At 60.8% G+C, this 12,256-nt stretch carries 12 protein-coding genes; 6 read left to right on the top strand and 6 right to left on the bottom strand.

The genetic code is table 11. The annotated features are described in order from the left end of the window. Positions 1-8: 8 nt before the first annotated feature. Entirely contained in the window at positions 9-1,127 is a 1,119-nt protein-coding gene (gene ald / locus AMK02_RS08975) for an alanine dehydrogenase (RefSeq protein ID WP_064802039.1), read from the bottom strand. Positions 1,128-1,284: 157 nt separating this feature from the next. On the opposite strand from ald, the gene AMK02_RS08970 reads away from it, so the two are divergent. The 4 genes from AMK02_RS08970 to AMK02_RS08955 all read left to right on the top strand — a co-directional run bounded on the left by AMK02_RS08970 (position 1,285) and on the right by AMK02_RS08955 (position 5,562). Beyond that, a complete protein-coding gene (locus AMK02_RS08970; protein ID WP_064802037.1) occupies positions 1,285-1,746 on the top strand; it encodes an Lrp/AsnC family transcriptional regulator in 462 nt (153 codons plus the stop codon). 72 nt (positions 1,747-1,818) lie between these two features. Next, positions 1,819-2,730: a DMT family transporter gene (locus tag AMK02_RS08965; RefSeq protein WP_064802034.1), complete on the top strand. Its 912-nt coding sequence runs from the start codon at positions 1,819-1,821 to the stop codon at positions 2,728-2,730. A 155-nt stretch (positions 2,731-2,885) separates the two neighbouring features. Further along, a complete protein-coding gene (locus tag AMK02_RS08960) occupies positions 2,886-3,287 on the top strand; it encodes a PilZ domain-containing protein (protein ID WP_064802033.1) in 402 nt (133 codons plus the stop codon). Positions 3,288-3,573: 286 nt separating this feature from the next. Continuing rightward, positions 3,574-5,562 carry a bifunctional 2',3'-cyclic-nucleotide 2'-phosphodiesterase/3'-nucleotidase gene (locus AMK02_RS08955; RefSeq protein ID WP_064802031.1) on the top strand — a complete coding sequence of 663 codons (1,989 nt, stop codon included), beginning with the start codon at positions 3,574-3,576 and terminating at the stop codon, positions 5,560-5,562. A 42-nt stretch (positions 5,563-5,604) separates the two neighbouring features. Here the strand turns inward: AMK02_RS08955 and AMK02_RS08950 are convergent, their stop codons facing one another. Next, complete coding sequence (locus tag AMK02_RS08950; RefSeq protein WP_064802029.1) at positions 5,605-6,573, bottom strand: LysR family transcriptional regulator; 969 nt, start codon at positions 6,571-6,573, stop codon at positions 5,605-5,607. A gap of 139 nt (positions 6,574-6,712) precedes the next feature. On the opposite strand from AMK02_RS08950, the gene AMK02_RS08945 reads away from it, so the two are divergent. Beyond that, positions 6,713-7,327: an FMN-dependent NADH-azoreductase gene (locus AMK02_RS08945; protein ID WP_064802027.1), complete on the top strand. Its 615-nt coding sequence runs from the start codon at positions 6,713-6,715 to the stop codon at positions 7,325-7,327. Positions 7,328-7,375: 48 nt separating this feature from the next. Here the strand turns inward: AMK02_RS08945 and AMK02_RS08940 are convergent, their stop codons facing one another. Further along, a complete protein-coding gene (locus AMK02_RS08940; protein WP_064802025.1) occupies positions 7,376-7,951 on the bottom strand; it encodes a TetR/AcrR family transcriptional regulator in 576 nt (191 codons plus the stop codon). A gap of 106 nt (positions 7,952-8,057) precedes the next feature. On the opposite strand from AMK02_RS08940, the gene AMK02_RS08935 reads away from it, so the two are divergent. After that, the gene (locus AMK02_RS08935; RefSeq protein WP_064802023.1) at positions 8,058-8,834 is read left to right on the top strand and encodes an SDR family oxidoreductase; all 777 of its coding nucleotides are present in this window, start codon (positions 8,058-8,060) and stop codon (positions 8,832-8,834) included. A gap of 190 nt (positions 8,835-9,024) precedes the next feature. Here AMK02_RS08935 and AMK02_RS08930 read toward each other — a convergent pair whose 3' ends face one another. The 3 genes from AMK02_RS08930 to ilvA form a co-directional block, all read right to left on the bottom strand. Continuing rightward, positions 9,025-10,296, bottom strand: coding sequence for a GGDEF domain-containing protein (locus AMK02_RS08930; RefSeq protein WP_189637006.1), 1,272 nt, complete (start codon positions 10,294-10,296; stop codon positions 9,025-9,027). Positions 10,297-10,530: 234 nt separating this feature from the next. Continuing rightward, complete coding sequence (locus AMK02_RS08925; protein ID WP_064802021.1) at positions 10,531-10,857, bottom strand: HlyU family transcriptional regulator; 327 nt, start codon at positions 10,855-10,857, stop codon at positions 10,531-10,533. Positions 10,858-10,894: 37 nt separating this feature from the next. Next, on the bottom strand, positions 10,895-12,145 hold the full coding sequence (ilvA, locus tag AMK02_RS08920) for a threonine ammonia-lyase (RefSeq protein ID WP_064802019.1): 1,251 nt from the start codon (positions 12,143-12,145) through the stop codon (positions 10,895-10,897). Positions 12,146-12,256: the final 111 nt, after the last annotated feature.

Here is a 12,256-nt window from a genome sequence, read left to right as displayed (position 1 = left end):
CAGGCAGCTTACGCTACGTTCAGTACACTCTCCGGCGCGAAGGCTTCGTAGCCGAGGGCTTCGGCGACCGGCTTGCTGGTGATGCGGCCCTTATGCACATTGAGGCCGTTTCTCAGGTGCTTGTCTTCGGCAATGGCGCGCAGGCCGCGATCGGCGAGCGCCAGCCCATGGACCAGCGTGGCGTTGTTCAGCGCGTGCGCCGAGGTGACGGGCACAGCGCCCGGCATGTTGGCGACGCAGTAATGCACTACGCCGTCCACTTCGTAGGTCGGATCGGAATGGGTCGTCGCATGGGAGGTCTCGAAGCAACCGCCCTGGTCGATGGCGACGTCGACGATAACGGAGCCCCTTTTCATGCCGGACAGCATTTCGCGCGTGACGAGCTTCGGGGCAGCCGCCCCGGGGATGAGCACGGCGCCGATGACGAGGTCGGCCGAAAAGACTTCCTCCTCCAATGCCTGGATGCTGGAATAACGCGTGTGGACACGGCCAGCGAAGATGTCGTCGAGCTGACGCAGGCGCGGCAGGGATTTGTCGAGGACGCTGACATCGGCGCCGAGTCCGGCGGCCATTCTGGCGGCATGCAGGCCGACAACGCCGCCGCCGATGACTGCGACCTTGGCCGGCAGCACGCCGGGCACGCCCCCGAGCAGGACACCGAGACCGCCATTGGCCTTCTGCAAGGCTGTCGCTCCGGCCTGAATAGACAGGCGCCCGGCGACTTCGGACATCGGCGCCAGCAGCGGCAGGCCGCCGCGCTCGTCGGTCACCGTCTCATAGGCGATTGCGGTGACGCCGGAGGCGAGAAGACCCTTGGTCTGGTCGGGATCGGGCGCCAGATGCAGATAGGTGTAGAGCAGCTGACCATCGCGAAGCTGCGCCCATTCGGAGGGCTGCGGCTCCTTGACCTTGACGACCATGTCGCACTTTTCGAAAATATCCTTGGCGGAGGCGGCGATCTTCGCGCCAGCCGCGGCATAGGCGGCATCATCGGCACCGATGCCGGCGCCCGCCTTGGTCTCGACCCAGACCTCGTGGCCATGCGCCACATATTCGCGCACCGAAGCAGGCGTTAGGCCGACGCGATATTCATGATTTTTGATTTCCTTCGGGCAACCGACACGCATTTCGCGTTCCTCTCTCTTTTGTCTCCGCGATCGCGGATCTCCTCTGCGACCGATCCAACCACCAAGGCTGCGAAATGTCCTTGCAAAGACGGTTTGCGCAGACGCGGTTTTTCGGTGATTATTGCGTCTTCAACTGTTATCTTCGAAGGTTCTTCGAATGGCCGATCTCGACACCATCGATCTTGCGATTCTGAAGGTTTTGCAGGCCGATGCCCGCATCACCAATGCTGAGCTCGCCGAGAGGATCGGGCTTTCCCCTTCGGCCTGTTCGCGCCGGCTCGACATTCTTGAAAGAAGCGGCGTCATCGACGGCTACCATGCGCGGCTTTCGCACAAGGCGCTCGACTACAAGATGATCGCCATCGTGCATATTTCACTCTCAGGCCAGTTCGCCAAGACGCTGGCGGAGTTCGAGTCGGCGGTGAAGCTCTGCCCCAACGTGCTCGTCTGCTACCTGATGTCGGGCGAATACGACTACATCCTTAGGGTCGCCGCCCGTGACCTCGAAGACTATGAGCGCATCCATCGCGACTGGCTGTCGGCCCTCCCCCATGTGGTCAAGATCAATTCGAGTTTCGCGCTCAGAGAAATCATCGACAGGCCGAATGTGGGGCTTTGAGGCCTTGCTTATTTTCCGAATGCCTGACCAGACTTTCGGCGCGCGCGGGCATCTCCCGCTTATTGGCATGTCATGAAATCGAAGACCCACGGTTATATTTTCGCCCTGCTGGCGCTCACCATCTTTTCGTTGCAGGACGCCATCTCCAAACACCTGGCATCCACCTATCCGCCGATCTTCGTGACGATGATCCGCTACTGGGCCTTCGGGCTTTTCACAGTCATTCTCGCTTCGAAGATGCGCGGCGGTCTCAAGGCGACGGCCCGCACCAAACGACCCGCCTTGCAGGTGGCGCGCGGCTTGCTGCTTGCGGTTCAGGTGGTTCTGGCCATCACCTGTTTTGCCGTGATCGGCCTTGCCCGTTCACAGGCGATCTTCTCCGCGACGCCAATCCTGATCGCACTGCTGGCAATGCCGATCCTCGGCGAGCGAGTCGGATGGCGGCGATGGGCGGCAATCGGCGCCGGGCTTTTCGGAGTGCTGCTGATCCTGAAACCGGAAGGTGATTTTTTCGACCTGAAGCTGCTTCTCGCCGTCGCTTCCTGCTTCAATTTCGCCTTCTACGTCATCGCCACACGGCTCGTCAGCCGCGACGATTCTTCGACGACCAGCTTCTTCTATACCGGTGTCGTCGGCGCCGTCGCGATGACGCTGATCGGGCCGTTCTACTGGAGCTGGATGTCATCAGGCGACTGGGGCTGGATGGCGCTGGTCTGCGTGACCAGCATTTCCAGCCACTATTTCCTGATCCGCGCCTATGATAGTCTCGATGCGGCCGCCGTTCAGCCGCTGACCTATCTGTCCCTCGTCTACGCTTCGATCATCGGCGTGACGATCTATGGCGAAACGCTCAGTCTCAATACGATCGTCGGCTCGGCGATCGTGGTCGCCGCCGGCATCTTCACTGTCTGGCGCGAACATGTGGTGGCGCGCAGAACGGCCGCCGCCCGTGGCGCCGCATTTGATTCAGGCGACCTGCGCTAGCCGGCGGTACACCATTGGCTTTCCAGAATCGCTGCACGTATCTCGGCAACATGCAGTAGCGCCAACCGACAGTTTCATTGCAATTTTAGCCAAGCCACTAAAACCATTTCAATTTTCGGGCGGTATGCTCTCCGACTGTATCCGAGGGAGACAGTATGACCCGCAACTTGAAAATCACGGCGAGAAAGGCCGACCGGCAAAACTGCCGTGTCTTCGGCAGCGTCAAATATCTGAACAGCCAAGTGGATGTCCGCATTCTCAACCTGTCGGTGACCGGCGCCGCCCTGGAGACGAAGACGCCGCTCCATGCCGCTTCCGGCAGCAAGGTGCGCATCGAAGCCGAAAATATCGGACTGCTCGAAGGCATCATCCGCTGGAAGCACAATGGCCGCATCGGCGTGCAGTTCGATGTGAATTCGAATGCGCGGGCACAGGTCGCCTCCTATTTCCGCTTTTTCCATAAGGAAATACGGCCGGTGCTGGCGGTTCGTCAGCTGAGAGCCGCGACCAGCGGCGACCGCCCGCCTCATTTGGCGACGTCAACGCTGAAATCGTAAGGCCGCACCGCTTTTGCGCCGAGGCACATCGCGGCCGTAAAGGCCTGCGCTTTGTCGACCACACCGGGCGCGGTGCGCCCGAAATCTTTGACCCTTTCCAATGACGACCCTGCTCGCGCCCTTCCCCGAGGGATTCGGTCGGAAGATCTCGCTATAAGTTGCGTTTTAAACCATTTCGCCGTTGCCACGGATTGTTTCCGTCCTGTCATTTTCGCAGTGTACTCCTCGCCAAATCGTCCTAATGCTGAGGGGCCGGACGATGCATGATCTTTGAAGGAGAGCTTCCATGTCTTCCATTTTCGATGTCGGCCTGATGAGCCGTCGTTCCCTGCTTGGCGGCCTTGCCGCCACCTCCGCCCTGGTGCTGCTGCACCCATTCAGTGCGCGTGCCAGCGCCAACCAGGCGCATCTCCGGCTAATGGAAACGACGGACATTCACGTCAACGTTTTCCCCTATGACTATTATGCCGACAAGCCGAACGACACGATGGGTCTGGCGCGCACCGGGACGATCATCGACAATATCCGTGCGGAAGCCGTCAACTCGCTGCTGATCGACAATGGCGACGTGCTGCAGGGCAATCCGATGGGCGACTACATGGCCTATCAGCACGGCATGAAGGACGGTGACGTCCATCCCGTGATAAAGGCGATGAACACGCTCGGCTATACTGTCGGCACGCTCGGGAATCACGAGTTCAATTACGGCCTCGACTTCATGTTCAAGGTGCTGTCGGGCGCCAACTTCCCCTTCGTCTGCGCCAACCTGACCAAAGGCCAGCTCGCCTCGAACCCGAAGCAGGACGACCTTTTCTTCAAGCCTTACGTCATTGTCGAAAAGCAGATCAAGGACGGCGCCGGCAAGGAAAGCCCGGTCAAGATCGGCTTCATCGGCTTCGTGCCGCCGCAGATCATGCTCTGGGATATCAAGAACCTCGAGGGCAAGGCGCAGACGCGAGATATCGTCGAGGCCGCCAAGGCCTGGGTCCCCGCGATGAAGGAGGCCGGCGCCGATATCGTCATCGCACTCTCCCATTCCGGCATCGACGGCAGCGCGCCGTCCGAAAAAATGGAAAACGCCTCACTGCATCTGGCCGCCGTCGAGGGGATCGACGCGATCTTCACCGGTCACCAGCATCTCGTCTTCCCCGGCCCGAAGAGCTGGGACGGCGTCGCCAATGCCGACCCGGTCAAGGGCACACTGCATGGCAAGCCGGCTGTGATGGCAGGCTTCTGGGGCTCGCATCTGGGCCTTATCGACCTGCTGCTCGAAAAGGACGGCAACAGCTGGAAGATCGTCGACTTCACCTCGGAAGCCCGGCCGATCTATCATCGCGACGACAAGAAGAAAGTAGTCGCCGATTACGCCGACAAGAAAGAGGTGATCGAGGCTGCTAAATCAGAGCATGAGGCGACGCTCGCCTATGTCCGCACGCCCGTCGGCAAGACCTCCGCGCCGCTCTATTCCTATTTCGCGCTGGTCGCCGACGATCCTTCCGTGCAGGTCGTCAGCCAGGCCCAGACCTGGTATATCAAGCAGATGCTCGCCGACACCGAATTCAAGGATCTGCCGGTGCTTTCAGCTGCGGCTCCCTTCAAGGCCGGCGGTCGCGGCGGCGCGGAATATTATACCGACGTTCCGGCCGGCGATATCGCCATCAAGAACGTCGCCGACCTCTACCTCTATCCGAACACGGTGCAGGCTGTCGCCATCACCGGCGCGCAGGTGAAGAACTGGCTCGAAATGTCGGCCGGCATGTTCAATCACATCGAAGCCGGCTCGAAAGACGCGCCGCTGCTCAACAACGACTTCCCATCCTACAATTTCGACGTCATCGACGGCGTGACCTATCAGATCGACCTGTCGCAGCCGCCGAAATATGATTCCTCCGGCAAGGCCATCAATCCGGATGCCAACCGCATCCAGAACCTCGCCTTTGATGGCAAGCCGATCGATCCGACTCAGAAGTTCGTCGTCGTCACCAACAATTACCGCGCCGGCGGCGGCGGCAGTTTCCCGGAGATCGCAGCGGACAAGGTGATCTTCCAGGCGCCTGATACCAATCGCGACGTCATCGTCCGCTACGTCCACGACCAGGGCACGATCAATCCGTCGGCCGATGCAAACTGGACCTTCAAGCCGCTGCCGGGCACGACCGTTACCTTCGACAGCGGGCCGAAAGCAAAGCAGTTCCTCGCCGCAGTCAAGAGCGTCAAGATCGAGGAGGCCGGCGAAGGAGCGGATGGCTTCTCGAAGTTCAGGCTCGTTCTATAGGCAGGCAAATCCCGACGAAGGCGCGGCACACCCGCGCCTTCGTCACTCGGCTGCAAGCGGTGGAATGGTATCGCGCAGTTCCGCCATCTGCGCATGAAAATCGGCCTGGTTCGGGCAGTTTGATAACCGCGTACGGAACGCGTCGATCATCCAGCTGGCGGCAGGTCCGGGCGGGTTGGCGAGCTGGCGCATCGAGTAGATGGCGTACTCGCCCTGTTCATAGGCCTCGAGATCGAGATGGACGAGCGCGCCGCTGCGCAAGTCGTCATGCATTATGGATGCCGGAAGTCCGCCCCAGCCGAGTCCGGCCTTGATAAGCTGGTGTTTCGTCGCGATATCGCTGACCCGCCACGTCTTGTACGACAAGACATTGAAATCCCGTCCCTTGGTGCGGCCTGAGGCGTCGGTGACGACGAGCTGCACTTCCTCGCGCACGTCGCCGAGTGTCAACGGCCGGTCGATGCGGGCAAGCGGGTGGTCGGGTGCGGCAACGGGCAACATGAAGGAATGGCCAATCCGCTCCGTGATGATCGAATCATCCTGCTTCAGCACAGCGCCGCCAATGCCGATCGTCGCCTTGCCGCTCAATACGAGATCCATGACCATTCCGAGCTCGCCGACATTGAGGTTCAATGAAACGGTCGGAAACGTCTCGCGGAATTCGTGCAGCACGTCCACCACGGCCCGCGAGGGCACCATGACGCTGATGGCCACGGAAACCTCCGCTTCAAGCCCTTCCCTCAGGCTTTTGACGCGCGCCCGCATGACCTGCAGGTCACCCAGAATACGGCGCGCATCCTCGAGCATCGCCTTGCCCGCCTCGGTCAGCTTCGGCTGGCGCGCGCCGGAACGCTCGAAAAGCGCCACTTCCAGCTGCGCCTCCAGGTTGGCGATCGTATAGCTGATAACCGATTGCGCCCGGTTCAATGCCCTTGAAGCGGCCGAGAAGCTGCCGGTTTCGGCAACCGTCAAAAACACCTGCAATTGATCCAGGGTCGGGTTCGGAAGCATCTTCCATCCATTCCATCGATAGTTTCGATCGACATTATCTCCGTTTTTTCGATAGCAGGCCAGACTTATTTTCCTGTTCGACACCGCGGCTCACCTCCCAGCAACGAGCCGTTCCGTTCAATTCGAAAGGAAATGATCCATGTCGTCCATTCTTCTTCTGACGTCCAGCCCGCGTGCCGAATCACTCTCGACGCCGATCGCCGCCGATCTCGCCGAAAAGCTGAAAAACCAGAAGCCGGGCAGTGTCGTCGTCCGCCGCGACCTTGCCGCCACCCCGCTGCCGCATATCGACGACCTCTTCACCGGCGCGATCCGCAAGCCGGCGGAAGCCCGCACCGCCGAAGAGATCGCCGCCATCAAGACCTCCGACGAACTGGTCGCCGAACTGTTTGCCGCCGACACGATCGTCATCAGCACCGGCCTGATCAACTTCAACATCTATTCGTCGCTGAAGACGTGGATCGACAATGTCGCCCGCGCGGGCGTGACCTTCAAGTACACGGAAAGCGGCCCGGTCGGCCTCGTGACCGGCAAGAAAGTCTATGTGGTGCTTGCTTCGGGCGGCGTCTACTCGCAGGGACCGGCTGCTCCCCTGAACCATGCCGTGCCTTACCTGAAATCGGTTCTCGGCTTCCTCGGCATCACCGATATCGAGACCATCTATGTCGAAGGCCTGGCTTTCGGCCCGGAAGCCGCTGAAAAGGCCATCGGCGCCGCCAAGTCGCGCGTCGAGGAAATCGCACTCGCAGCCTGATCGGCTGCCCAACCCTCCATTGAACGGCCGGCACGTGCCGGCCGTTCGTCATTTGCCGATATCGGCGACAAAATCCCGGATCGTCTCCAGGATCTCGCCCGAAAGCCCCTCATCCGAGGAAACCCTGGCAAGGCCGACGCCGCCTGCCATCATCGCGAAAGCCATGATGGCCTTTTGCCGTCTTTCCCCTTCATTCGCTCCCGTGGCCTTGCTGGCCAAAGCCTCGAAATTACGCTCGAGCCGCTCCGTCGCAATGCGCCGCGCCTTCTCGCCGCTGCGCGCGATATCGGAGGTCAGCGCGGCGAAAGGGCAGCCTTCGCCCGGATTGTCGCGGTGATAGGCGCTGACATAGCGATCGGCGACATCGGCAGCCGTCATCTTCGCCGGGTCAACCCCCTCTGCTTCCAGCCTGCGCCCCCATGAATCGAAGGCGGACTCGATCGCTTCGGCGACGAGATCGTCACGGGAGGCGAAGTGCTTGTAGAAGCCGCCGACGGTCAGACCGGCTTCCTTCATCAGGTCGGCGACGCCAATGCCATCAAGCCCCTCTTCGCGCAGCCGCTTTGACGCGGTCTCGACGATCTTCTCGTGCGTCTTCTGTTTTTCCAGCTGCGAACGCCCCATCGGAACCTCATCGAATTGTCTGTTGACTCCCATGGATTACAATCATAATCCTTATAGATAACGATCATAATCGAGATCGTTGCCATTTCCAAGAGGAGCATGAATCATGCGTCTAAGAAACAAGGTCGCCCTGATCACCGGCGGAAACAGCGGTATCGGTCTTGCGACCGCCAAAGTCTTCATCGACGAGGGTGCCAAGGTGGTGATCACCGGCCGCAACCCGGAAACGCTTGCCGCTGCCGAAAAGGCGCTTGGGAGCGGTGTGCTGGCGCTGAAGGTCGATGTCACCGATGCCGCCGCCACCGAGAAGGCTTTTGCGGAAGCTGCCGCGAAGGTCGGAAAGTTCGACATCGTCTTCGCCAACGCCGGCATCGGCGGCGCAACACCACTCGGTGACACGTCGCCGGAGCAGTTCAATCGAATCATCAGCACCAATCTGACGGCAGTATTCTTCACCGTGCAATCGGCCCTGCCGCATCTCAGCGACGGCAGCTCGGTTGTTCTCAACGGTTCGGTGCATGCCGTGCTCGGCGCTCCCGGCTGGTCGGCCTATGCGGCGACCAAGGCGGCGGTGCGCGCCATGACGCGCAATATGGCGTCGGAACTTGCGCCGCGCGGCATCCGCGTCAACCAGGTGACACCAGGCGGCACGAAGACGCCGATCTGGTCGCCGATGGCGCCAACGGACGATGCGATGTCGGCGCTCGAAGCTCGGATGGGCGGCCTAAGCCCGCTCGGCCGCATGAGCGAAGCCGACGAAATCGCCAAGGCAGCGCTCTATCTCGCCTCGGATGATTCCGCCAACGTCACCGGCATCGAAATCACCGTCGATGGCGGCATGACGGGCGCGCCATCCGGCGCCAAGATCTTCCGCGCCGCCTGACTGCAGTGGGGGCTGGCAAAACTTGCCCAGCCCCCCGTCCCTGCTACGGTTACATTGTCCCAACTCTTACGCATGGCGCGGTGAGCACATTAAGGATGGCAAAAACCACAGGCTCGAAGGAACATGTTGCGATTGTCGCACCATCGCGAACACCGGCCATCCTGCTACGGTGATCGACACGATCAGCCACCTAACCCGGTTGCACCATGCCGGAGCGGCCGACGACGCAGTTGCGGCCGCTTTTCTTTGCCGCGTAGAGCCTGCCGTCGGCGGCGGTGAGCACCGTCGTAAAGCTGATGCCGTCCTCGTCAGCTGTCGCAACGCCGATGCTGACCGTCACCGGCTTGTCATCCGGCGTTTTGACGCTGGTCTCGATCGTCCAGCGCAGGCGATTGGCAAGCAGCAGCCCCTCCTCATGGCTTGTGCCGGGGCAGACGGCGACGAATTCCTCCCCGCCGAAGCGGAAGATGCGGTCGCTGGACCGCAGCGTCGTGCCGAGCCGAGCGGCGATCGCCTTCAGCACCTCGTCGCCCTGAAGATGGCCGTGACCATCGTTGACATCCTTGAAGTGATCGGCGTCGATAATGAGGACGGTGGCAAACAGCCCCTGCCTCAAGGCCTCGCGTAGCATCAGCGGCGCTTCGAGTTCCATGCGCGTACGGTCATAGACGCCAGTGAGCATATCGCGGCCGGTGCGCTCCAGGAGGTCGTTATAGCGTTCGCGAAAGGTGAGATCACCGAAGATGTCGCTGATGGAGCGCGCGGCGGCGTCGGCGCCAAGGCGGCGGATCCGATATTCATAGACGGCAAACATCGCCCCATAGAGGCAGACGGAGAGCATCTTCGCCTTCCAGCCACCCCAGAATACGGCGACCGGAACATCGAGGAAATAGTGCAGCGCGGCGAAGAAGCCGACCTGATCGAAAGTCAGCAGCACAAAGCCGGAGATCACGAAACGCAGGACGACACGCCTGCGGAAGAAATCGCCGAGTTTTTCGTAGAGCAGGATGATGCCGAGCGAATCGACGTAGAGCAGCGCCGTGCCCCAGATCATCAGCCAGCCCATCTCCTTCAGGAAATCGACGTCGGGCGTGTTGTTCGACGACAGCTGTAGCGGCTGATGCAACTGCAGCACCCAGGCGATGCCGACGGTAAGCAGATTGCCGAGAAACAAGCCGTAGATCGGCTGGCGCACCGTCGCGGCATCCTCCCACAGATACAGCATCAGGATCATCATCAGCTTGCCGGAGAAGAAGACGGATGAGCCCGGGGACACATCGCCGAACGGCAGCGAGACGTAAAAGACCGCCGCTAGGTAGGTCTCCATGAAATGCATGACGCCGAGCGCCGTCAAGAAAACCCCGAGGCCGAGCCGATGGCGGAAATGCAGAAGCGTCACCATCAGCACGAAATAGGCGATGGCTTCGACGACGAAGAGCGCGAGGTTGAGTGCCTCCATCACGGCACCGAGACGTCCGGCAGGCGTCTTCGCGGCCGGGCGGGCACTGCGATCACGACAGCGGATCCTTTGATCGATCGTCTGAAAAATTGAAGCACAAAAGCGGCCCCGCAAATCCTGCAAACGATAGCTTTCGCCGCAATCCTTTAAGATTGCGTGTGCAAGATCACCTGACCGGAATCAGAACCGACGACATACGATTGAAAGGCAATCGCCGAACGGGACTGGATTCCGACTTCAGACCTGACGGATCTTCTCGCCATCACTGAAGAGTGACGACCCATGCTGATCGATAATCTGCTGCGCCTTGCGCACCGTGCATTCGATTGCGTCGTCGGAGGAGGAAAACATGTCGGCGCGGATGAAACTGCGCACCAGCACCTCGTCGCCGACCTTCTTTTCAATGCGGCCGGCAAGGCGATACTGGCTGCCTTCCTTCCGCGGCTCCGCATAGATCGTGCAATCGCCGTAAAGCTGCGGCTCGCCGGACGGGCCCGCCGCCTGCGAGGCCGGTTTGGCCCCGCCGGAGAACATCGAAAAAAGATTGGAAATGAATGAAGCCATGTCGTGTCTCTAGCACGGCGGCATTACGATCGCCAAGTCAAATGATCAGGTTAGCGAGGATCTCGTTTTCGGTGATATCCTCGTAACCCATGCCGGAGGCTTCGAAATTTGCAATCAGCCGGGCGAAATTCTCGGGCGCCTTGGTTTCGATGCCGATCAGGATCGAGCCGAAGTTGCGCGCCGATTTTTTCAGATATTCGAAGCGGGCGATGTCGTCGTCGGGTCCGAGCAGATTGAGGAAATCCCTGAGCGCCCCGGGACGTTGGGCAAGCCGCAGGATGAAGTATTTCTTCAGCCCTGCGTAACGCATGGCTCTTTCCTTTACGTCAGGCAGGCGCTCGAAGTCGAAATTGCCGCCGGAGACGACGGCGACGATGGTCTTGCCGCGGATCGCCTGCCGATCCATCGCGGCGATTGCCGTCAGCGACAAGGCGCCGGCCGGCTCCAGCACGACGCCCTCGACGTTCAGCATCTCCTGGATGGTGACGCAGATGGCGTTTTCCGGCATCAGTTGCACTTGGCTTGCCGGAAAATCGCGAAGAGCGGCGAAATTCAGATCGCCGATGCGGGCGACCGCTGCGCCGTCGACAAAGTTGTCGACCTTAGCAAGCGTCGTCACCTTGCCTGCCTCGATGCTGCGTCTGAGGCTCGGCGCGCCGGACGGTTCGGCGAAGACAAAGGACGATTTCGGCACGACGCCGTCGAGATAACCGGTGATGCCGGCGGCCAGTCCGCCGCCGCCGACCGGCAGAACCACCATATCGGGCACCGTTCCCTCAGGCAGCTGCTGCATGATCTCGGCAGCGACCGTCGCCTGCCCCTCGATGATATCGGCATGGTCGAAGGGTGGCACCATGACGCCGCCGACCGCCTCGACATGCTCGCGCGCCGCCTGATAGCACTGATCGAAAAAGTCGCCGAACAGCCGGATGGTGATGAATTGCGCACCGAACATGCGGGTCTTGTCGATTTTCTGCTGCGGCGTCGTCACCGGCATGAAGACGACGCCTGGCACGCCGAAATGACGGCAGACATAGGCAAAGCCCTGGGCATGGTTGCCGGCCGAGGCGCAGACGAAGGTCTTGCCGGCCGCCCCCTGCCCGATCGCCTTGCGGAAAAAATTGAAGGCGCCGCGGATCTTATAGGAGCGCACCGGCGATAGATCCTCGCGCTTCAGCCAGATGTCGGCGCCGTAGCGGGCCGAGAGATGATCATTGAGCTGCAGCGGCGTTGCCGGAAAGAGGCTACGCATTGCCTCTTCGGCGCTTTCGACTTCAAGTCTCGTCACGGGCGTGATCCATTCTCATGATTGGTACCGCCGCTATGGCACAGGCCGGCGGCCAAAGGAAAGGATTCACTGACCGGCCGGCTCAGCCCATAGAGCCTTTCTTAAGCCAAT

The organism is Rhizobium sp. N731 (assembly GCF_001664145.1).
Taxonomy (GTDB): Bacteria; Pseudomonadota; Alphaproteobacteria; order Rhizobiales; family Rhizobiaceae; genus Rhizobium; species Rhizobium esperanzae.
Note: the sequence above shows the minus strand (reverse complement) of the source record. Positions and strands in the feature narration are given on the sequence as shown.